This window comes from Rhizobium viscosum (assembly GCF_014873945.1).
GTDB lineage: Bacteria > Pseudomonadota > Alphaproteobacteria > Rhizobiales > Rhizobiaceae > Rhizobium > Rhizobium viscosum.
Genome location: NZ_JADBEC010000001.1, coordinates 1,703,750 through 1,725,025, shown reverse-complemented (window position 1 = coordinate 1,725,025; position 21,276 = coordinate 1,703,750). Strand labels below are relative to the sequence as shown.

The 21,276-nt window shown below is 61.8% G+C and carries 23 protein-coding genes; 3 read left to right on the top strand and 20 right to left on the bottom strand.

The window, feature by feature from the left end:
• Position 1 precedes the first annotated feature (1 nt).
• The 13 genes from H4W29_RS08690 to phnG form a co-directional block, all read right to left on the bottom strand.
• On the bottom strand, positions 2–1,141 hold the full coding sequence (locus H4W29_RS08690) for an alpha-D-ribose 1-methylphosphonate 5-triphosphate diphosphatase (protein ID WP_192728573.1): 1,140 nt from the start codon (positions 1,139–1,141) through the stop codon (positions 2–4).
• Between the two features lie 13 nt (positions 1,142–1,154).
• On the bottom strand, positions 1,155–1,850 hold the full coding sequence (locus tag H4W29_RS08685; RefSeq protein WP_192728572.1) for a DUF1045 domain-containing protein: 696 nt from the start codon (positions 1,848–1,850) through the stop codon (positions 1,155–1,157).
• A gap of 149 nt (positions 1,851–1,999) precedes the next feature.
• On the bottom strand, positions 2,000–3,334 hold the full coding sequence (gene phnE, locus H4W29_RS08680) for a phosphonate ABC transporter, permease protein PhnE (protein ID WP_192728571.1): 1,335 nt from the start codon (positions 3,332–3,334) through the stop codon (positions 2,000–2,002).
• A 7-nt stretch (positions 3,335–3,341) separates the two neighbouring features.
• Positions 3,342–4,307, bottom strand: coding sequence for a phosphonate ABC transporter, permease protein PhnE (gene phnE, locus H4W29_RS08675; RefSeq protein ID WP_192728570.1), 966 nt, complete (start codon positions 4,305–4,307; stop codon positions 3,342–3,344).
• A 67-nt stretch (positions 4,308–4,374) separates the two neighbouring features.
• Positions 4,375–5,283 (bottom strand): phosphonate ABC transporter substrate-binding protein, encoded by a 909-nt coding sequence (gene phnD, locus H4W29_RS08670; RefSeq protein WP_192728569.1) that lies wholly within the window; start codon positions 5,281–5,283, stop codon positions 4,375–4,377.
• A gap of 88 nt (positions 5,284–5,371) precedes the next feature.
• On the bottom strand, positions 5,372–6,217 hold the full coding sequence (gene phnC, locus H4W29_RS08665) for a phosphonate ABC transporter ATP-binding protein (RefSeq protein WP_192730695.1): 846 nt from the start codon (positions 6,215–6,217) through the stop codon (positions 5,372–5,374).
• A 118-nt stretch (positions 6,218–6,335) separates the two neighbouring features.
• Positions 6,336–6,953, bottom strand: a complete 618-nt coding sequence (locus H4W29_RS08660; protein WP_192728568.1) for a DapH/DapD/GlmU-related protein — start codon at positions 6,951–6,953, stop codon at positions 6,336–6,338.
• Positions 6,950–7,660, bottom strand: a complete 711-nt coding sequence (phnL, locus tag H4W29_RS08655) for a phosphonate C-P lyase system protein PhnL (RefSeq protein ID WP_192728567.1) — start codon at positions 7,658–7,660, stop codon at positions 6,950–6,952. The genes H4W29_RS08660 and phnL overlap by 4 nt, the downstream gene beginning before the upstream one ends.
• A gap of 5 nt (positions 7,661–7,665) precedes the next feature.
• Positions 7,666–8,442, bottom strand: a complete 777-nt coding sequence (gene phnK, locus H4W29_RS08650; RefSeq protein ID WP_192728566.1) for a phosphonate C-P lyase system protein PhnK — start codon at positions 8,440–8,442, stop codon at positions 7,666–7,668.
• Entirely contained in the window at positions 8,439–9,314 is an 876-nt protein-coding gene (locus tag H4W29_RS08645; protein ID WP_192728565.1) for an alpha-D-ribose 1-methylphosphonate 5-phosphate C-P-lyase PhnJ, read from the bottom strand. Before H4W29_RS08645 ends, phnK begins: the two co-directional genes overlap by 4 nt.
• Positions 9,311–10,417, bottom strand: a complete 1,107-nt coding sequence (locus tag H4W29_RS08640; RefSeq protein WP_192728564.1) for a carbon-phosphorus lyase complex subunit — start codon at positions 10,415–10,417, stop codon at positions 9,311–9,313. The genes H4W29_RS08645 and H4W29_RS08640 overlap by 4 nt, the downstream gene beginning before the upstream one ends.
• 4 nt (positions 10,418–10,421) lie before the next feature.
• Entirely contained in the window at positions 10,422–11,030 is a 609-nt protein-coding gene (phnH, locus tag H4W29_RS08635) for a phosphonate C-P lyase system protein PhnH (protein ID WP_192728563.1), read from the bottom strand.
• Positions 11,030–11,506 (bottom strand): phosphonate C-P lyase system protein PhnG, encoded by a 477-nt coding sequence (gene phnG / locus H4W29_RS08630; protein ID WP_192728562.1) that lies wholly within the window; start codon positions 11,504–11,506, stop codon positions 11,030–11,032. The genes phnH and phnG overlap by 1 nt, the downstream gene beginning before the upstream one ends.
• A 151-nt stretch (positions 11,507–11,657) precedes the next feature.
• On the opposite strand from phnG, the gene phnF reads away from it, so the two are divergent.
• Both phnF and H4W29_RS08620 read left to right on the top strand, forming a co-directional pair.
• A complete protein-coding gene (gene phnF / locus H4W29_RS08625; protein WP_192728561.1) occupies positions 11,658–12,395 on the top strand; it encodes a phosphonate metabolism transcriptional regulator PhnF in 738 nt (245 codons plus the stop codon).
• Between the two features lie 296 nt (positions 12,396–12,691).
• A complete protein-coding gene (locus tag H4W29_RS08620) occupies positions 12,692–13,552 on the top strand; it encodes a transglutaminase-like domain-containing protein (RefSeq protein ID WP_192728560.1) in 861 nt (286 codons plus the stop codon).
• 156 nt (positions 13,553–13,708) lie between these two features.
• On the opposite strand, the gene H4W29_RS08615 is transcribed toward H4W29_RS08620, so the two are convergent.
• The 7 genes from H4W29_RS08615 to H4W29_RS08585 form a co-directional block, all read right to left on the bottom strand.
• Positions 13,709–14,344, bottom strand: a complete 636-nt coding sequence (locus H4W29_RS08615; protein WP_192728559.1) for a 2,3-bisphosphoglycerate-dependent phosphoglycerate mutase — start codon at positions 14,342–14,344, stop codon at positions 13,709–13,711.
• Positions 14,345–14,366: 22 nt separating this feature from the next.
• Positions 14,367–15,191, bottom strand: a complete 825-nt coding sequence (gene dapB / locus H4W29_RS08610; protein ID WP_192728558.1) for a 4-hydroxy-tetrahydrodipicolinate reductase — start codon at positions 15,189–15,191, stop codon at positions 14,367–14,369.
• Positions 15,192–15,209: 18 nt separating this feature from the next.
• Positions 15,210–16,997, bottom strand: coding sequence for an ABC transporter ATP-binding protein (locus H4W29_RS08605; RefSeq protein WP_192728557.1), 1,788 nt, complete (start codon positions 16,995–16,997; stop codon positions 15,210–15,212).
• Between the two features lie 94 nt (positions 16,998–17,091).
• Positions 17,092–18,108, bottom strand: a complete 1,017-nt coding sequence (locus tag H4W29_RS08600; protein WP_192728556.1) for a glucokinase — start codon at positions 18,106–18,108, stop codon at positions 17,092–17,094.
• 28 nt (positions 18,109–18,136) lie between these two features.
• On the bottom strand, positions 18,137–18,517 hold the full coding sequence (locus tag H4W29_RS08595; protein WP_192728555.1) for a methylglyoxal synthase: 381 nt from the start codon (positions 18,515–18,517) through the stop codon (positions 18,137–18,139).
• A gap of 102 nt (positions 18,518–18,619) precedes the next feature.
• Positions 18,620–19,717: a penicillin-insensitive murein endopeptidase gene (gene mepA / locus H4W29_RS08590; RefSeq protein ID WP_192728554.1), complete on the bottom strand. Its 1,098-nt coding sequence runs from the start codon at positions 19,715–19,717 to the stop codon at positions 18,620–18,622.
• A gap of 214 nt (positions 19,718–19,931) precedes the next feature.
• Positions 19,932–20,501 carry a hydrolase gene (locus H4W29_RS08585; RefSeq protein ID WP_192728553.1) on the bottom strand — a complete coding sequence of 190 codons (570 nt, stop codon included), beginning with the start codon at positions 20,499–20,501 and terminating at the stop codon, positions 19,932–19,934.
• 40 nt (positions 20,502–20,541) lie between these two features.
• Between H4W29_RS08585 and H4W29_RS08580 the strand changes: the two genes are divergently transcribed.
• The gene (locus H4W29_RS08580; protein ID WP_192728552.1) at positions 20,542–21,171 is read left to right on the top strand and encodes a TetR/AcrR family transcriptional regulator; all 630 of its coding nucleotides are present in this window, start codon (positions 20,542–20,544) and stop codon (positions 21,169–21,171) included.
• Positions 21,172–21,276 lie beyond the last annotated feature (105 nt).

The window sequence follows — 21,276 nt, the reverse complement described above, 5'->3', positions numbered from 1 at the left end:
ATCATGCGACACGGCGTCCTTCACGCCAGACGGAGCGGGTCACCGGCACGCCATGCGAACGGTGAACGCGGACGAGATCGGCACGCAGGCCGGTTGCGATGCGGCCGCGATCGTTGAGGCTGACGGCGCGTGCTGGAGTTGCCGTCACCATTGCAATTGCCTTCGACAAAGTAATGCCCTCAACCTCGTCGGCAAGAATGAAGGGCGCATGCAGCAGGCTGAGCGGTACATAATCGGACGAAAGCACGTCGAGAACGCCGAGCTGCGCCAGATCACGCGCGGCGATATTGCCGGAGTGCGATTTGCCGCGCACGATGTTCGGTGCGCCCATCAGCACGCTCATGCCGTTTTCATGCGACAGCCGGGCCGCGTCGATGCTGGTCGGGAACTCGGCAAGGCGAACGCCGTTTTCGATCGCCTCATCGACATGAGCAGATGTGGCATCGTCATGGCTTGCGACGGTGATGCCGCGTTCGGCGCAGACCTTGGAGATCGCGTCGCGATTTGGCGTCGAATTGCGATCGGACTCGGCGATGCGTCTGGCGCAGAAGCGGGCGAACTCCTCATCGGAAAGACCGCGCTTCTTCTGATAGTAAAAGATGTACTGATCCATCGTCTGGAACTGGCGCTGGCCGGGCGCATGGTCCATCAGCGAGACGAGACGGACATAAGGATCATTCTCGAAATCGGCGAAGTGCTGCAGCACGTTGTCGGCCGAAACCTCGCAACGCAGATGGAGGAGATGCTCGGCGCGCAGACGCCCTTCCTTTTCGGCGGACTGGATGGCATCGGCCATCTCGCGCATTTCGCCGTGTTCGAAGCCGCCGTCTTCGTCAGCACCCATGCGCAGGCAGTCGAAGACCGTGGTGATGCCCGAGGTGACGATCTGCGCGTCATGGGCCTGTATGGCCGCCGTCTTGTTCCAGCGGATGCCCGGACGCGGCGAATAGTGGCCTTCCAGATGGTCCGTGTGCAGCTCGACGAGGCCGGGAATGATGTAGTCGCCCTCGAAATCCTCGCCGGCTACCGAACTGCCTTCCGAAATATCAGCGATCTTGCCGTCACGGATCAGGATTGAGCCCGAAAGAATATCGTCTTCGAGAACGATACGGGCATTTGAAAGAACGGTCTCTTTGCTCATGTCAGAAAATCTTTCAGCTTTTGGCGCCAGCAAGAGGCAGCCATGTGTGGACTTTGAAAGGCGCGCCGCGCGCCTCCTCGCGAAAGACGGCAAGGCCGGAAATGTGAAGCGGCCTGCCGGTGAAAGCTGCGAAACGCTCCGCCAGGATCGCCTTCATCACGTCCGCGCGCTCTTCCGGCACCTGGCCGGTCAGCGTCATGTGGAAGCCGAAGTCATCCATGACATATGGATAGCCCCAGCGCATGAGATTATTGCGCTGGCTCTCGGAAAGCCTTTCCGGTTTGCGCCTGATAATATCGGCATCGGAGAGTGCCGCCCGGAACGGCTCGAAAGACTTTACCACCTTTGCCGCGAAATCCTGAAGCGGTTGGTGTAGCGAACCCGGCACAAGCGCGAAGAAGCGGCCGAGCTGGCCGAGCACCAGCTCCGGGATTTCAAAGGCCGGCGTGTTGGCGGCAAAATCTTCGACGACCGCCATCAGGTCCTTTTCGGTCACGGATGAGGCAAGCTCAAATGGCGCCTTGATCGTCGCGTGGAAACCATAGCGGCGGGGATCGGCGGTCAGTTCGAATTGCTCGCTGGCTGGCAGCGTCTCATATTCGGGTGCAGGATAGGTCTCGCCGGTAAAGGCATTGCGGCCGAGCCAGACAGAGGCCGCATCCGTCAGGGAATGATCCTTAGACGGCGAAAAATAGAGAGCGTAGCGCAAGGCGTTTATCCTGGAGATCGTCCGAATGGGGAGCGCAATGTGCAGTGATTTGGCGGCGAACCGCAAGCACGCTCCGGCTAAAAGATTTCCATGACAGAATGATGATGACGGCAGCCCGTCATCATCTTTACTTCGGCTTAGTGACCGGCCTAGGTGCCCATCAGGCGATGGCGCAGCGCATTGGATGCTGTATCGAACAGGAAGACGACGATCAGGATCAGGATGACCATGTAGGCGACGTTTTCCCAGTTGGAATTGGTGCGCATGGCTTCCCAGAGCTTGAGGCCGATCCCGCCGGCACCAACGGCGCCGATGATCGTCGCGCCGCGAACGTTCGATTCCCACTGATAGAGCGTCTGGCTGACGATGACGGGGACGATCTGCGGCATGATGCCGTAGCGATGAACGAGTACGGTCGAGGCGCCCGTCGACTTCACGCCTTCGCGCGGTTTGTTGTCGATGTTTTCGAGGCCTTCCGAGTAGAGTTTGCCGAGCGTGCCGGTCTCCGTGAGGAAGATGGCGCCGGAACCGGCGAGCGGGCCGGGACCGAAGGCGCGCGTCAGAAAAAGTGCCCAGATCAGCATGTCGACCGAGCGAAGGAAGTCGAAGAACCGCTTCAGGGCTTGATTGAGGAACCTGTTGGGCGTGATGTTACGCGCTGCCATGAAAGCGAGCGGGAAGGCCGCAAGCGAGCCCAGCAGCGTGCCGAGGAAGGCCATCACGATCGTCTGGAACAGCTTGGTCCAGACATCGCCATGCTGCCATTCGCTGTTGTTCCAGATATTGTCGAAAGCGAGCGACAGGTTCGACTGATCGGTGTGGATCCGCGGGCCGGAGACGATGAGACTGATGACCTCGCTTGCCGGCTTGTCGAAGAAGGGCGACTGCGTATCGAACACGAAGTTCGCCCAGCCGATAAATCGCTTGCGCACCTTCACACGGTCGACGGAAATGCTGACATCCCCGGCAAAACCGAGATTGGCGAGCACGTTATCGTCATAGACCGTCATCCAGCTCGGAACCGGACCAACGACTTTCGGCGCGCCGCTGGAAACATCGACCGGCACCGTCATGCCATGGGCAACGATCGTCGTCTGGCTCTTGCTGACCGTCACCGTGCGGCCGCTGCCGCCGACGAGAACCGTGATGCTGCCATCGGTGTTGGTTTTCAGCCAATCCGGATGCGGATTGTCGCCGAGCGGCGAGAAGCGCGGATAGCGCGTCTGGATCGTCCCATCGTCCTGGATACGGAATTCCGGCTGCACGTCATAGCTGATCCACTGGCTCATATAGATGCCGAAGCGCTCCCAATGAGCTTCGGCGATGAGCTTCGGCAGGTCGAAGAACCAGACGGCATAGATGCCGTAGAGGATCGTGGCGAGCACAATGAGGAGACCGCCGAAACGCTGGCGGAATGACCGGTGGAAATATTCCGGATAGCGCGTTTCGATCTCATGCATGCGGTTTGCGTCGATGACCGTCATGGCAGCCTCAATGTTGCAGGAGGAAGGCGTGTTCGCCGACGAGACGGCGGCGCAGCCAGGCGGAGAACTGGTCGACCGCGACGATCGTCACGAAGAGCAGCAGCACGAGCGCCACGGTCTTCGCCCCGAAGCCGCGGGAAATGGAGAGCTTGAGCTCTTCGCCGATACCGCCGCCGCCGACGGCGCCGATGATGGTCGATGCGCGCACGTTGATCTCGAGGCGCAGCAGCGCATAGGACGCGTAGTTCGGCATGACCTGCGGCAGAGCGGCGAAACGCACGCGCTCCAGCCAGTTCGCGCCGACGGCCCGCATGCCTTCGTCCGGTTTCATGTCGATGTTTTCGGCGACTTCGTAGAAGAGCTTGCCGAGCGCGCCGATCGTATGGAGCGTGATCGCGATGATGGCCGCCACCGGTCCGATCGACAGGATCGCCGAAAACAGGCCGGCGATAACGATCTCCGGGAAGGCGCGCAGGAATTCCATGATGCGCTTGGTGAGGATGCGCAACGGCCAGTTCTTCGTCAGATTGCGCGCCGCAAAGAAGCTTAGCGGAACGGCGAAGACGAAGGCGATGATGGTCGAGACAAGCGCGATATTGATCGTGACGATCATCAGCTCGAAATATTCGGGGATATAGAAACTGCCCCAGACATAGACACGCCCGTTGGCGAAATTGAATTCTTCGCCACCCTTGTCATTCGGGCTCGCAATATCGAAAAGCGCGCGCCAGACATCGGTCCAGTCTTTTGGGATAAGCCAGCTCAGGAAATCGAAGAGATGCGGCAGGCGCTCGAAGAAGTGACCGGCATTGCTCTCGTCGGCAAAGCGCACGGAGCTGACGAAGGCGGCGATGAGGATCACCAGACCAAGCGCGGTATATAAACGCCGCCTCGCGATCATCCTGTCCCAGGCTGTGGCGATTTCCTTCGTGCTCTGCATCGGCACATGATGCTGTGTATCGGCAATAGTCATGAACGCCTCGCCTGGTCACAAGAAAAGGGGCGGCCGTTGCCGGCCGCCCTGTATACGGATTGTGCAATCAGCCGCCGATAGCAGCCTTACGAACTTCTACAACAGCGTTGTAGAAGTCGTGCTTGACCGGGGCGTAGCCCTTGTAGTCGCCGCCTTCGATAGCTGCGAAGCACTTGTGATCCTTCTCCGGCAGGGCCGTGAAGAAGGCGGTGAGCTTCTTCTGCCACTCTTCGCCGAGAGCGTTGCGAACGACGAGCGGGCCGTTCGGGATCAGCGGCGAACGCCATACTTCGACCAGCTTGTTCGGGTCGACGGCGCCCTTGTCGACTTCCTTGCGGAAGGTGCCGGAGGTGTAACCGTCCTTGAAGTCGCCGATGCCCGACGAGTCGTCAACGGCAACGTCGACCTTGCCGTCGTAGGCAGCGAGCAGGTTGTTCTCATGACCGCCGCTGAACTGCGTGGAAGCAAAGAACTTGTCGTTCGGCATGCCGGTGTCCTTCGGGATCTGCGTCAGCGGAACGAGGTAGCCCGAGGTGGAGTCCGGATCGGCGTAGCCGAGCTTCTTGCCCTTGGCGTCCTTGATCGTCTTGATGCCGGAGGACTTCAGAGCGAGACCGATCGAGTAGTAACCAGTGGAGCCGTCCTTCTGCTGCGTCGTCAGGATCGGCGTAACAGCCTTCGGGTCCTTGATGTAAACGGATGCGTAGCCGGAAGCGCCGAGTTCGGCGAAGTCGAGCGTGCCGCCGAGGAGGCCCTGGATAACGCCGTCATAGTCGGCGGCCGGGAAGAGCGAAACCTTCTCGAAGCCGAATTCCTGCTTCAGGTGGTCTGCAAGGCAGGCGTAGTTGCGCAGGCGGTCGGTTTCGTTTTCGCCGCCGAGGATGCCGACGCGGAATTCCTTGAGGTCAGCGGCATTGGCAGCGCCGGCTGCGAGCGACAGGATCGCCGTAGCCGCAAAAAGTGCTTTCTTCAACATGGGTTCTCTCCTGAATGACCGGGGACCCGGTCGTTTTGTTACGAAGAAATCTGCCCTTTACGCGGGCATTCGATCGCGGCCGTCCCTCTCACAGACCGGCCAGCGCCAGCGGTTGGTTGCCGGCGGATTGGTTTTCGGCTCCTTCCGGAACCATGTTGATGGCGGTCGAGGTCATCGTTTCGTCGATGCCCGCGCCATCCTTGTCCGTGCCGTAGATTTCCTTCACGGCCTCGGTCGTCAGTTCGGAGGGCTTGCCGTCGAATACGACGCGGCCACCTGCCATGCCGACGATGCGTTCGCAGTAGTTGCGGGCCGTATCGAGCGTGTGCAGGTTGGTGATGACGGTGATGCCTTCGCGCTCGTTGATATCGCGCAACGCGTCCATGACGATCTTGGCGTTCAGCGGGTCGAGCGAGGCGATCGGCTCGTCGGCGAGAACCATCTTCGGGTTCTGCATCAGAGCGCGGGCAATCGCCACACGCTGCTGCTGACCGCCCGAAAGCGTGCCGGCGGCCTGCAGCGCCGTCTGCTCGATGCCGAGGCGCTCGAGCGCCGCGATGGCCTGGATGCGCTCTTCACGGCTGAAGACGTTGAGCAGGCTAAGGATCGTCGAGCGATGGTTCAGCCGGCCGAGCATGACGTTGGTGAGCACGTCGAGGCGCGGCACGAGGTTGAACTGCTGGAAGATCATCGCGCAATCGCGCTGCCAGCTGCGCAGGGCCTGACCGCGAAGGCCGGAGACCTCGAGGCCGCCGAAATGGATGGTGCCGGAGGAGGGCTCCTGCAGGCGGTTGATCATGCGGAGCAGGGTGGACTTGCCGGCGCCCGAACGACCGATGATCCCGACCATTTGGCCCTGCGGAATGTCCAGCGTTACGGAATCGACAGCGAGCTTTTTTCCGAACCGGCGTGTGACATTCTTCAGCTCGAACATCATGCTCATCCTTCGCATTTCAGGCTTGCTTATGGGATCGCATTAGTCCCGCTTCGTGAACCTCGCGTGTCAGTTTTGTGTAAGTCCTGTCACAAAACTCTGCGCCGCAATATTCAGGTCAACCGCCATATCGGGAGAGGAAGTCTTCAGCCCCAAGTGCCCGGAAATCAGCCAGTGCATCGCGCAGCCGGTCGTGTTCCCAGTCCCACCAGGCAAGCCGATCCATGCGCTCGCCGATTTCCTTCGGGAAGCGTTCGCGGATGAGCTTGGCCGGCACACCGCCGACGATCGTGTAGGGAGCGACATCCTTCGAAACGACTGCGCCCGCACCGATGACGGCTCCGTTGCCAACGGTCACGCCGGGCAGGATCGTCGCGCCGTGGCCGATCCAGACATCATTGCCGATGGTGACACGGTTGGAACGGCGCCACTCGAAGAATTCCGCCTCCATATCGGCATCCGGCCAGTAGTCGACGGCGCGATAGGTGAAGTGATGCAGCGTCGCGCGCCAGGTCGGATGGTTGGTCGCATTGATGCGCACCGCAGCGGCGATGTTGACGAATTTGCCGATCGTCGCGCACCAGATGGAGCCGTCCTGCATGATGTAGGAATAGTCGCCGAATTCCGCCTCGCTGATGCGGCAACGCTCGGACACTTCCGTATAGCGGCCGAAGCTCGAATTGGAGACGGAGGCGGTTTCATGGAAGTAGGGCTCGATGCCCAGCTTGCGGCTCATGCTGCGATCGCCTTTCGGGGAGAGAACTGCTGAACGTCGAGAATGCGGTCGGCGGCGGCCTCGCGCACTTCCTCATCGTGGAAGATGCCGAGCAGCGCGACACCCGCCTTCTTCTTTTCCTCGATCATGCCGACGACGACGGCGCGGTTCTTCGCGTCGAGCGAGGCGGTCGGCTCGTCGAGTAGCAGGATCGTGTGATCGGTGATGAAGCCGCGGGCAATATTGACGCGCTGCTGTTCGCCGCCCGAGAAGGTGGCGGGCGGCAACTGCCAGAGCGCTTCCGGCAGGTTGAGCTTTTCGAGCAGCGCGGCAGCCTTTTGTCTGGCGCTGGCGGCAGCCTCACCGCGTGCGAGCAAGGGTTCGGCGACGACGTCGAGTGCCGCAACACGCGGCACGGTGCGCAGGAACTGGCTGACATAGCCGAGTGTCTGGCGCCGCACATCGAGAATGGTGCGCGGATCGGCTGTGGCAAGATCGACGATCCTGCCCTTGTGGTCGATGAGGATCTGTCCGGTATCGACGGCATAATTGCCGTAGATCATCTTGAGCAGCGAGCTTTTGCCGATGCCCGAGGGGCCACCGAGCACGACGCATTCGCCCGATGCGACCGAGAAGGAGACATCGGAGACAACAGGCAGCTTGATGCCGTCGCGCAGGTGCATGATGAAGCTCTTGGCGACTTCTGAAACGACGAGGGGCGTTGCCATGGTTCTTAAACCTGCAGGATCGAGGAAACGAGGAGCTGGGTATAGGGCTCGCGCGGGTCGTCCAGCACACGGTCGGTCAGGCCGTGCTCGATGACGAAGCCGTCCTTCATCACCATCATGCGATGGGAAAGAAGGCGGGCGACGGCGAGGTCGTGGGTGACGATGATGGCCGAGAGGCCGAGATCGTTGACGAGGCCGCGCACCAGATCGAGAAGGCGTGCCTGCACCGAGACGTCGAGGCCGCCGGTCGGCTCGTCCATGAAGACGAGGCGCGGGCCGGTGACGAGGTTGCGGGCGATCTGCAGACGCTGGCGCATGCCGCCGGAGAAGGCGCGCGGCTGGTCGTCGATGCGGTCGGCATCGATCTCGACGCGCTCCAGCCAGTCGATGGCGGTGGAGCGGATCTTGCCGTAGTGCCGGTCGCCGACCGCCATCAGGCGCTCGCCGACATTGGCGCCGGCAGAGACCGTCATGCGCAGCCCGTCGGCCGGGTTCTGGTGCACGAAGCCCCAGTCCGTGCGCATCAGGAAGCGGCGCTCGGCCTCGTTCATGTGGTAGAGGTCGCGGTAGCTGCCGTCGCGCATGTGGTACTCGACACTGCCGGTCGTCGGCATCAGCCGGGTGGAGATGCAGTTGAGTAGCGTCGTCTTGCCCGAGCCGGATTCACCGACGATGGCGAGCACTTCGCCGGGCCAGAGCTCGAAGGAGACGTTGCGGCAGCCGATGCGGTTGCCGTAGAACTTCGAGAGGTCGTTGACTTTGAGAAGCGGTGTGTCGGTCATTCGGCAGCCTCCCGGGCCAGCATCTCGCCGGCATGTCCGTGTGCCCGGCGGTCTTCGCAATGGTCGGTGTCGGAGCAGACGAACATGCGCCCGCCCTTGTCGTCGAGGATCACCTCGTCGAGATAGACGTCCTCGGCGCCGCAGAGCGCGCAGGGCTTGCCGAAGCGCTGGATCTCGAAAGGATGGTCTTCGAAGTCCAGGCTGACGACGTCTGTATAGGGCGGCACGGCATAGATGCGCTTTTCACGGCCGGCGCCGAAGAGCTGCAGTGCCTCGGACTTGTGCATTTTCGGATTGTCGAATTTCGGGGTCGGCGAGGGATCCATGACGTAGCGGCCATTGACCTTCACCGGATAGGCATAGGTCGTGGCGATGCGGCCGTTGCGGGCGATATCCTCATAGAGCTTCACATGCATGAGGCCGTATTCTTCCAGCGCATGCATCTTGCGCGTTTCGGTCTCGCGCGGTTCGAGGAAACGCAGCGGTTCCGGGATCGGCACCTGGTAGACGAGCACCTGGCCTTCGCCGAGTTTCTCCTCGGGGATGCGGTGGCGCGTCTGGATGATCGTCGCGTCCTTGGTGTGGGTGGTCACGGCGACATTGGCGACCTTCTGGAAGAACGCGCGGATGGAGACGGCGTTCGTCGTGTCGTCGGCACCCTGGTCGATGACCTTGAGAACGTCGTCAGGTCCGATGATCGAGGCCGTCACCTGTACGCCGCCCGTACCCCAGCCGTAGGGCATCGGCATTTCTCGGCTGGCAAAGGGTACCTGATAGCCGGGGATGGCGATCGCCTTCAGGATGGCGCGACGGATCATGCGTTTGGTCTGTTCGTCGAGATAGGCGAAATTGTAGGTGGCGAGATCACTCATTCGGCGGCCTCCTTTTGGGTCTCGCCGCTGTTGCGGGCGGCTTCGAATTCGCGGCGCATGCGGCGGACGAGGTCGAGTTCGGCCTGGAAGTCCACGTAGTGCGGAAGCTTCAGGTGCTCGACGAAACCGGTCGCCTGCACGTTGTCGGAATGGGAAATGACGAATTCCTCGTCCTGCGCCGGCGCGGTGATGTCCTCGCCAAGCTCTTCGGCGCGCAATGCGCGATCCACCAGCGACATGGCCATCGCCTTGCGCTCGCTCTGGCCGAAGACGAGGCCGTAGCCGCGGGTGAACTGCGGCGGAGCCTTGGCCGAACCCTTGAACTGGTTGACCATCTGGCATTCTGTGAGCTGGATCGTGCCGAGCGAAACGGCGAAGCCGAGCTCCGGCACGTCGAATTCCACCTCGACCTCGCCGATGCGGATTTCCCCGGTGAAGGGGTGGTTGCGGCCATAGCCGCGCTGGGTGGAATAGCCGAGTGCCAGAAGGAAGCCCTCGTCGCCGCGGGCAAGCGCCTGCAGGCGAAGATCCCTGGTCATCGGAAATTCCATCGGTTCGCGCGTCAGGTCGCCTGTCTCGTGATCCTCGGGCAGTTCGCCGTCATTTTCGATCAGGCCTTCCTGGCCGAGGATTTCGGAGACGCGCATGACGCGGCCGGTCTCGGCCGGACGCTGGGCAGGCTCTTCCACCGCCTCGTCCGTCAGCAGGCTCGGGTCGAGCAGGCGGTGCGTATAGTCGAAGGTCGGGCCGAGAAGCTGTCCGCCCGGGAGATCCTTGTAGGTGGCGGAGATGCGGCGCTCGATCTGCATGCCGGCCGTATCGAGCGGCCTGGAATAGCCGAAGCGCGGCAGTGTCGTGCGATAGGCGCGCAGCAGGAAGATCGCTTCGATCATGTCGCCGCGCGACTGGCGCACGGCAAGTGCGGCAAGCGTCCGGTCATAGAGCGAAGCTTCGGCCATGACGCGGTCGACGGCGAGCGCCAGCTGTTCGACGATCTGCTCGATGCCGATGGCAGGCACGGAGCGGTCGCCGCGCCGGCGGTCGGCGAGCAGGCGGTGGGCATTGGCGATGGCGGCCTCGCCACCCTTGACGGCAACATACATGAGCTCAGATCTCCGTTGCTGTGATCTTGGTGGTACGCGGCAGGCAGAGGAAACGCTTGCCCGCCGTCAGCACGATGTCGACGCCGCGCGGAAAGAGTGCGCGGTTTTCCGTCCAGAGGCGCAGGAAGGTCTCCGGCAGGCCGACAGGCGCGATCTCGGTCACGCTCTGGATACCCGGCCCCATCAAAGCGAGACGGCGCCCGCCTTCGAGGTCGGCAAGTTCGATCACGACGGTCGTGGAACGATCAGGGTATTCCTGCGTGCCTGATGCAAACAGGCCGAAGGTGGAAAGCGTGATGCCGGCTTCAACGAAGGCGAAGCGCGCTTCGGCCTTTTCGGTGGTCAGCGGCGCACCCGCATGGAAGCCCAGCCATTCCGGGACTGCCGACTTGGCGAGCCCGGCGGAAAGCCAGACCGGCGTGTCATGGTCGCAGAGCGTCAGGCCGATTGCGCTGGCGGCGATGCCGAGCGGTGCGGGCGGCATAACATCGGGCGTGACGGACTGGATCGTGCCGGGCCGTGCCATGCCGTCCATCAGCATCTTGAACACGCTCTGCGCGTTGAAAACCGGCTCAGTAAAGCCACCGGTCAGGACGTCGGTCTTGATGCCCATCAGTCTTCTCCCCGGACCATGGTGAAGAAGTCGACACGGGTCGCGGACGTTTCTTCAGCCTTGCGATTGTTGTCTTCGGCGATCCGCCGGGCGATCGGCGAAAGCAATTTTTCCTCGACGAAGCCTTTGGTCGCCTCTTCCTGCCAGAGCGCATCGAATATGGCGGAAAGCCGCGCCTTCTCGCGGTCAGTGCCGAGCGCCTGCGCATGGCCGACCGAGCCGGAGGCAAGGCGCACCGTTGCGCGCGTCACCGTCACTTCGCCGAGATTGAAGGGCGCACCGCCGCCGCCGATACGGCCGCGAACCATGACGAGGCCGGTCTCCGGGCCGCGCACCGACTGTGCCGCCGGCTTTTCGGCCAGCGCATCCCACGCCGCCAGCAATTCCTGTGTCTCGGCGCGGGCGAGCAGATCGACGGTGCGTTTGCGTCCGTTGCCTGCCTGCGCCGCAGCGTCTGTCTTCTCTGCTGCCGTCATCGTTTTTCCTCGAAATGTCTATTGATATAGACAACCATACAAGCTATACCTATCCCTAAATCGGCGAGGTGACAAGCGTGTGACACGACACGTCCAAAATTGGCCGGGCCCGAAGATGAATTGCGTCGAAAGTGATCAGGGAAGGGGTGCAATGGCAGGCATAAAGCAGGTGCAGCGGCAGACGGGCGTGGCGCTCTGGCGGCAGATCGCCGACCGGATCCGCGAGGCGATCAGCAGCGGTGCCTATGACGAAACGGGCATGGTGCCGCCTGAGACCGCTCTGGCGCTGCAGTTCGGCGTCAACAGGCATACGGTGCGCAGTGCCCTTGCAGCCCTTGCTCAGGAAGGCATCGTGCGCGCGGTGCAGGGCCGCGGCACACTGATCGAGCGCAAGGAGCGCCTGAATTTTCCGATCAGCCGCCGCACCCGCTTTACCGATGGTCTGGGTGACCAGGCACGCGAGACGCACTCGCTCCTGCTCGAACATGCGCAAGAGCCGGCCAATGCCGAGGTGGCCCGCTGGCTCCGCATCGAACAGGGTACGCCGGTCATCCGGCTGGAAACGGTGCGCGATGCCGACAGGCGGCCAGTCGCACGCGGCACGAGCTGGTTTCCGGCAGCGCGCTTTCCTGGCCTCGTCGAGACCTATCGCCAGACCGAGTCCATCACCAAGGCTTTCGCCGCACTCGGCCTTTCGGATTATGTGCGCGCCACGACCGAGATCACTGCCGCCCACGCCGATTCCGGCGACCTCGCCGATCTGGAACTGACGCCCGGCGCCGTGCTCCTGATCACCAAGGCGATGAATACCGATCTGGAAGGCGTGCCGGTGCAATATTCGATCAGCCGCTTTGCCGCAGACCGCGTCCAGTTCACCATCGAGAACTGAAAACGAAAAAGGCCGGGCTCATGCCCAGCCCCCTAACCGAAATGTGGAATCCCAACGGATGTTGATGCCAGGTCCGCTTGCGGCGCGGCTGTTTCAGGTGGGCCATCTTGCTGGAGATATGTTCGTGAAGCATTCCGCTCACTCAACTGTCACGGAATATCCATTTTAGCGACGTCCCAAAACACAATTGCAAAACTGTCGCTTTAATCGGGACTTTTGTGACAAGCGCCTGATTGACAATTTTTGAAAATTTGCCCTCCTTGTCGTGTCTCAATCTCAACTGGAAAGAGACAGCAATGCGCAAATCCTTCTATGCTTCCCAAAGCATCTACTCGGAACCTGGGCCGTATCGCGAAACATTGATGCGCGGTGGCGTCGAGCCCAAGTCAATTGCCCGGTGGATTAGCTCATTTATGCAGCACCCTCGCGGGGCTGAGTCCGAAGAACGAGGCTTCACACCTGAACAGGCCGCCGATCTGGAGCTTCGTTCATTGGCAGAGCTTCTGTCTGTCGCTGTAAAACGCAATTTGCTTGAAGGCGATTCCGCACAGCACAAGGTCGGCGGCGTATGCCGGGATTTCGCTATACTGGCGGTTAGTAGATTTCGTGAGCGCGGCACCCCGGCTCGCCTCCGTGTCGGATTTGCCGACTATCTGGTGCCTGGACATTGGGAAGATCATTGGCTTTGCGAATGGCATGACGGCGTGCGTTGGAAACGGCTCGATGTGGAGTTTGCAGCTATCGAGGGAGTTTCCTTCGATCCCTTGGACGTGCCGCGCGAGCGGTTCCTGACGGCAGGCGAGGCATGGTTTCGGATCAAAGACGAGCCGGAGATCGCCTCCCGATTTGGCGTGTCGAGCCTCGACCTTGGCGGGGAGTGGTTCGTCGCGGGAAGCCTGCTTCAGGAAATCGCAGCCCTGCGTAAGCTGGAACTGAAACCTTGGGATTACTGGGGTCTATCAAAGGACCTCTCCCCCGTTTCAACCGAGTTGCCGCACCAGGCGAGAGCGACGCTAGACCATCTCGTTTCACGGCTCAGGACCGTCACTATCGATGGGGAGGACGAGCCGGAAACTTTAGCGGACTGGCCTTTACCAGAGGAGGTTATCAGCTTCCCACAAGGTGAGGCTGTAGCTGTCGTGTTGCGTAATTCCTAACTTCCGCGACATACAACCGACTCTGAAATCTAACGGGAAATCCTGTCGCCAATATCGGACGCAAAGGTCGGAGTTTCGCGACAGGAAGTATTCCGCATTTAAGTTAGGGGCTGGGACTCTCACGCCCGGCCTCTGCTACTTTAGCTATGATCGCAATCAGTGCGCGCCGGACATGTCGCCGAGCACTTCCTTGGAAGCGACGGTCGAATCTGCCTTCAGCTTGTAGACCATGGGCACGCCCGTCGCGAGATTCAGCGAAAGAACCTGCTCGCGGGTGAGGCGGTCGAGAACCATGACGAGCGAACGCAGCGAATTGCCGTGCGCGGCAACCAGCACCTTTTCGCCGCGCAGGACGCGCGGAAGGATTTCCGTCAGGTAATAAGGCCAGACGCGGGCGCCGGTGTCGCGCAGGCTCTCGCCGCCCGGAGGCGGAACGTCATAGGAGCGGCGCCAGACATGCACCTGCTCTTCGCCCCACTTGGCGCGGGCATCGTCCTTGTTGAGACCGGAAAGATCGCCGTAGTCGCGTTCGTTGAGCGCCTGGTCGCGGATCGTCTGCAGGTCCGGCTGGCCGACCTTGTCGAGGACGAGCTTCAGCGTGTGCTGCGCGCGCACCAGTGCGGAGGTGAAGGCAATATCGAACTTGATCCCGTAGTCGGCAAGCGCCTGGCCGCCGGTCGTGGCTTCCTGGATGCCGAGTTCGGTCAGATCGGGGTCCTTCCAGCCGGTGAAGAGATTCTTGAGATTCCAGTCGCTCTGGCCGTGGCGAACGAGGACGAGGGTACCGCTCATGAAAAATGCCTCCGAGAAATGGTCAATGGGAAGAAAGCCCGAGAACATCGAGCATGGAATAGAGCCCCGGCTTCTTGTCGCGCGCCCAAAGGGCTGCCTTGATGGCGCCACGCGCGAAGATCGAACGGTCGGTTGCGCTGTGCGAAAGCGTGACGGTCTCGCCTTCGCCGGCAAAGAGCACGGAATGCTCGCCGATGACCGAGCCGCCGCGCAGCGTCGCAAAGCCGATGGTGCCGGCTTCCCGCGGTCCGGTATGGCCGTCGCGTACGCGTACGGACTTCGCGGCAAGATCGATATTGCGGCCCTTTGCGGCTGCCTCACCGAAAAGCAGCGCCGTGCCCGAGGGTGCGTCGACCTTGCGTTTGTGATGCATTTCAAGAATTTCGATATCCCAGTCGGCGGGATCGAGCGCCTGAGCTGCCTGCTGCACGAGAACGCTGAGCAGGTTGACGCCGAGGCTCATATTGCCTGATTTGACCACACGGGCATGACGCGCGGCAGCCGCGATTTTGGCATTGTCCTCATCGGAGCAGCCCGTCGTGCCGACGACATGGACGATGCGCGCCTGCGCCGCCAGACCGGCAAATTCCACCGTGCCGGCTGGCGAGGTGAAGTCCAGCACGCCCTCGGCATGCAGGAACGCTGCCAGCGGATCGTCACCGATGATGATGCCGTTTGCGCCGAGCCCGGAGATCTCACCGGCATCCTTGCCGACGAAAGGCGAGCCGGGACGCTCGATCGCTGCATGCAGCGTCACGCCATCGATGGAATGAATGAGACGGATGAGCGTCTGTCCCATGCGCCCCGCCGCTCCGACCACCACCAGTTTCATCGCAGCGTCGCTCATGTCAGTTCATCATCCCGATCAGTATGAATCAGAAGCCGAAGGCCTCTGCAGATTGTTGAGGCGAGCGTAAAGACCGTCACTGACCTTCGCAAGCGTCTCGTGATTGCCTTCTTCGACGACGCGGCCCTGCTGCATCACGATGATCTTGTCGGCACGCACCACGGTCGAGAGACGATGGGCGATGACGACGACCGTGCGGCCGGTCATGGCCTCGTCGAGCGCCTTCTGTACGGCGGCTTCCGATTCCGTATCGAGCGCCGAGGTCGCCTCGTCGAGCAGCAGGATCGGTGCATTGCGCACCAGAGCGCGGGCGATCGACAGCCGCTGGCGCTGGCCGCCTGACAGCGTCACGCCGTTTTCACCGACGGGCGTATCGTAGCCCTGCGGCTGCGCGACGATGAAATCATGCGCATAGGCAAGCCGCGCCGCCTTCTCGATATCTTCGTCCGTCGCGTCCGGACGGCCGTAACGGATATTGTCGCGGATCGTGCCTTCGAAGAGGTAGGGCTGCTGCGAGACATAGGCGAGCTGCCGGCGCAGCGACTGTTTGGTGATATGGGCGATATCCTGTCCGTCGATCAGGATCTCGCCTTCCTTCGGATCGTAGAAGCGCGGAATGAGGCTGATGACGGTAGATTTACCGGCGCCCGAAGGACCGACGAGCGCCGTCGTCTTGCCGCCTTCGGCCGTCAGCGTCACGCCGTCAAGCACGCGTTCATTGCCATAGGCGAAGGAGACGTTGCGGAATTCGATCTTCGCTTCGGTGACAACAAGCGGCTTGGCATCCGGCAGGTCACGCTGGCGCGGTTCCATGTCGAGCAGCTCGTAGATCATCCGGGCGTTGACGACGGCGCGCTCCATCTGCACCTGCAGGCGGGCAAGGCGTCGGGCCGGATCGTAAGCGAGCAGCAGCGCCGTGACGAAGGAGAAGAAGGCGCCCGGTGGCACGCCCTGATAGATCGAGCGATAGGCGGCATAGGCAAGCACGCTCGCCACGGCAAAGCCGGCAAAGCTTTCCGTCAGCGGCGAGGTGCGCTCGGAAAGCCGCGCAATGCGGTTCGCTCGGCCTTCGGCAGCGCCGATAAGCTTGTTGACCTTGTTCTCCAGCGCCTCTTCCATCGTGAAGGCTTTCACGATCGAAATGCCCTGGATCGTCTCCTGCATGGCGCCGAGAACGTGACTGTTGAGGTCGACGGCCTCGCGGGTGGCAGAGCGCAGCCGCTTGGAAACGTAGCGCAGCGCATAAAGCAGAGGCGGCGCCAGAATGAAGACGGCAAGGCTCAGCAGCGGATCCTGAACGACCATGACGCCGATCAGCGAGACGAAGGTCAGGAGATCGCGCACGGTCGACGTGATGGTGAGGTTCAATACGTCGCGGATACCGGTAACGTTCTGGCTCACCTGAGCCGCGATCTGGGCGGAGCGAGACTCGTTGAAGTAGCCGACGGAGAGCGTCATCAGGTGCGAATAGATCCGTCGCTGATAGCGCGCGACGATATCGTTGCCGATCCTTGAAAGGGCAACGCCCTGTCCGTAGCTCGCAAAACCGCGCAGCATGAAGGCGATGAAAATGGAAAGACAGATGATCCAGACGACGTCGGCGCGCCGGTTGGCGAAAGCCTCGTCGATGATCGCCCGCATGATCCAGGCCGTGAACGCCGTCGAAAGCGCTACAATAACAAGGCAGGAGATCGCGAAGACATAGCCCCAGAGATGGTCCCGGCCGTTTTCCGCAATGATGCGCTTCAGGATGCCCGTCACGGTATCGCTGTTGACGTGTGGCTTTCTGCTGTCGGCGGCTTCCAAAAAATAGGCTTCCTGTCTCGGGGCTGCGTGCCACAGGCGCGGCACGCATATGCGCGGGCTCTATAAAGAGTTGAAGGAGCTTTGGCTAGCTGACTCAGGCCCGCCAGCGCCGTCCATCCGTCGAAAGGCCGAAGTTTGCGGGCATGCGTGCATAGGAGGAAAGCCCGGCAAGAGCAGCCAGCGGATGCGTCACGACATAGGTCGGGATCGTGCGCAGCAGGGCCGAATGCGGCGCCTTGTCTTCGAATGCGGCCCGGAATTCAGGCTTTTTCAGTGCCGGAAGGATCTTCTGCGAGATGCCGCCCGAGAGATAGACGCCACCGCGGGCCATGAACACCAGCGCCATGTCGCCCGCCACGCGGCCGAGATAGGTGGCAAACAGCGAGACGGTTTCGACCGCGGCCTTGTCGCTGCCGACGAGCGCATGCGACGTGATGTCCGCCGGGTCGCTCATGGTTGGCGTGGCGCCGTCGGCCGCGCAGATGGCGCGGTAAAGGTTGACGATGCCGCGGCCGCAGAGGATCTGTTCGGCGGAAATGCGGCCCTCGATGGTTTCGACATGCGGGAAGATCTCATAGTCGCGCTTGCTGCGCGGCCCAAGGTCGACATGCCCGCCTTCGCCCGGAACCGGAATCCAGGTCGACTGGGTATGGACCAGGCCACCAACGCCGAGGCCGGTGCCGGGTCCGAGAACGACGCGGGAGGCCACCATGTCACCGGAAGCGTTGCCGATGCGCTCGCGATTGTCGTCGGAAAGGGCTGCGATCGCCAGCGCTTGCGCTTCAAAGTCGTTGACGACGAGCACGTCGACGAGGCCGAGACCCTCGATCATCCTTTTCGGGCGCACCACCCAGGGGCAGTTGGTCAGCGGAATTTCATCGGCCTTGATCGGGCCGGCAACGGCAAGGATCGCAGCGCGCGGCTGTACGGAAGTCTTGTCGAGCACACCCTTCTGGATCGCCTCGTCGATCGTCTCGTAATCGGCCGTGCGCACATTGGGAAACTGCTTCGGCTCCGCATAGGCATCCGTCAGGATGGAGAAGCGGGCATTCGTGCCACCGATGTCGCCGATCAGGATCGGAAAGGGCAAGGGAGTAGAGGATGCAGTCATGGCCGGTTCCGTGCTGTAGCCCGAGAAATCAGGCGTTGAGGGTAGGGAGAAGCTTTTCGGCTGTCGACTCGTTCAGCGCCATCGGAATGTCGTAGACGATCGCAAGCCGCATCAGCGCCTTCACATCGACATCATGCGGCATCGGCGTCAGCGGGTCCACGAAGAAGATCAGGGCGCTGACCTCGCCGGTGGAGATCAGTGCGCCGATCTGCTGGTCGCCGCCGAGCGGGCCGCTCTTCAGCCTGATCACGTGAAGGTCGGGAACTGCGTCGAGCACCCGCCCGCCGGTCGTGCCGGTGGCGACGATTTTCCATTGGGCGAGGTGGTCTCTGTTGCGGCGGGCAAACTCCGCCATCTCGTTCTTCTTCTGGTCATGCGCAATCAATGCTAGGCATTTGCCGCCGGCCATGAACGGGTTCTCCACACGTAATTCAATCGATTTGACCGCTTCTACACCAGGCGTTTGTGATTTGAAAGACAGCCGCCGGCCCGCCTGTTCAGCCTATCAAGCCTATTGCACCATCGGCTTGTCGTTCGGAACCGGGCCGACGGAAGGAAGCGCGCTGCCCGTATCGACGGGTGGTGCGGCAGCCGGGGCTGCAGTCAGTGCGCTCGCCGCGGAGGGACCGCCATAGGTCCCGGCTTCCGTAGAGGCTATGGACGGGGCATCGACAACGGCAGAGCAGGCCTTCGGCAGGTCGGAAACCATGACCTCACGCGGCGGCTTCGGCGGCTTTGTGCTGGGCTTCGGCGCCGCCCAAGGCTCCTTGGTGAACCACCAGGCAAGCGACTTGTCGCAGCCGTCGCCGGCCGCCACCGGCGCCTGCCCTGTACAGCCTTTGGCGCCCGGTGGGCACTTGATGCGGATATGGAAATGCGAATCGTGCCCGTATTCGGGCCTGAGCTTGGCGAGATTGGTGCGGTCGCCCGTCCAGGTGTCGCACATCTTCTTCTTGATTGCCGGGTTGACGAAGATGCGCTCGACCTGCGGATAGCTTGCCGCCAGCATCAGGAGTTCCGCCCGCTGCTCGCTCCACACTTTCGGGTCGACGGTCAGGAACTTGTCCTTCTGCAACATCGTGGTGAAGGGCAGGTCTTCCCGCTGTTCGTAGCTCAGGCGCTGCGAGGGCATGGGTGTAAACCAGACATCGGCATCCAGCCCGATCTGGTGCGAGGCATGGCCGTTGAACATCGGCCCGCCGCGCGGCTGGGCAATATCGCCGACGAGGATACCCGGCCAGCCGATCCTGGCACGCGCATCCTGCGAGAATTTTTCCAGAAGCGATATCATCACCGGATTGCCCCAGCGCCGGTTGCGCGAAAGGCGCATCGCCTGCCAGGTCGGCCCGTCGGCCGGCAGCGCCTCGGCCCCGGTCATGCAGCCCTTGGCGTAAAAACCAATCGGCTGCGCCGGCCCCTGCGTCGGCAATTTCTCCGCACCGAAAATCGCCTTGGCGCTGCCGGGGCTCGGCGTCTTCTGCTGTGCACCGACATCGCCGGCGACAAGGCTTGCGCCTATTGTGCCGGCAAGCGTCAGCTTGCCAAACGTCCTGAAATCGAGCGTCAGTTTACCGAAAGTCCTGAAAGCCTGAGTCAAGCCGAAAGCCATGCCGTTCCCTTGCTGCTGCCGCAGCATCGGCCCGAAAATCGAAATCGATTTTCGGAAAGCCTGATGCGTCGATCCAAAATATTAGAGCGTCCTTTGTGCATCCGAATGGACGCACGGCGCTCTAAGGTGATTTGCAATCGAATCTACCGTGAAAAGTAATTTTGGTGAATCGATGATTTGGCAGGCGGCGCGGGGACGGATCGCCGCAGCATGATCAGTTGGCCAGAACCTCGGCCGTTTTGCGCACGCGCGAAAGGCGCGGCAGGATGCGCTCGCAGGCAAGCGAATGCATTTCGGCGGTGAAGGTGCTCATCGCATCCTCGACGGCGAGGACAGCGTAATTATGGGCATACGCATCGCGGATCGTCGCTTCGACGCCGAAATTCGTGGCGATGCCGGTCAGGATGACGGTTCTGATGCCGCGGCGGCGAAGCTGGAGATCCAGCTCCGTGCCGTAGAAGGCGCTCCACTGACGCTTGACGATATGGACGTCGACGGCGAGCGCGGCGATTTCCGCCGGTGCCGCAAGTGCCGCCGCCGAAAGGCCGCCTTCGGGGAAAACCGCCGGCTCGTCCACCGGCTGGTTGACAGCATCGGCATAGTCCGGGGAGAATCCGACGGTAACGAGGATCACCGTCCCGCCTTCCGACTTCAGTTTGGCGGCAATGGCCGCGGTATTCTCGATCACCTGCCGGGCGGGATGGGGCGCAAGCTGCCGGCCGACGATGAAGCCTTGCAGGTCGATGGAAACGAGTGCAGTGGTCCTGGGATCGTAAAGGGACATGGGGAATCTCCGGGGAAGGAAATATGAGGGAATCCTCACAATGACAAATACGAGGATTGCCTCACAAAAATCAAGCCCTGAACCGCAGACCCGTGTGCCGAAGCGCCAGCGCGGCCATGAGCGCGTCGCGATCCTGCTGGAAGCGGCAGCCAGGGTCTTTCTCGAAAAAGGCTATGATGCGGCGACGATGACGGAGATTGCCGCGGCCGCAAATTCTTCGATCGGTTCGCTCTATCAGTTCTTCCCGACCAAGCTTCTGCTCGCCGAGGCGCTGCATATCGATCGCCTGCAGCGTTTGAACAGCGGGCTCGCCGAACTCGCGGAAAAGAGCAGGGGGAAGAGTGCTGCCGAAATCGGCGATGCGATTTTCACGCGGTTCGGCCGGTTCATCGAGGAGTACCCGGAATTTCCGGTTCTCGCCGCGCGGCGCGATGTGCCCAAGGAGCGCAAGGCGAAGTCGCGCGCGGAGCTTCGTGCCAGCATCACGGCGCTGTTGAGGAATGCCGAGCCTTCGGTGGAACGCGATGTCGATCTCCTGGGCGCCCTCGTCCTGGAGCTGCTGCGCATCGTCGTCGCGGCCGCCAACGACCCCGACGGCTCGGGCGATCCGCGCCTGGTCGGAGAGCTGCGGCGCATGCTTCGCAAGCGTCTCGAGGAAGTGACGCCCTGACCTCCGCTGCTAAGGTCAAAATTTCGCGAGCCCGGTAAAAAACAAAGTCTTTCCTGTTTTTCGCCTGCATTTCTCGTATTGTCGAATCAATGAAAAATCAGGGGA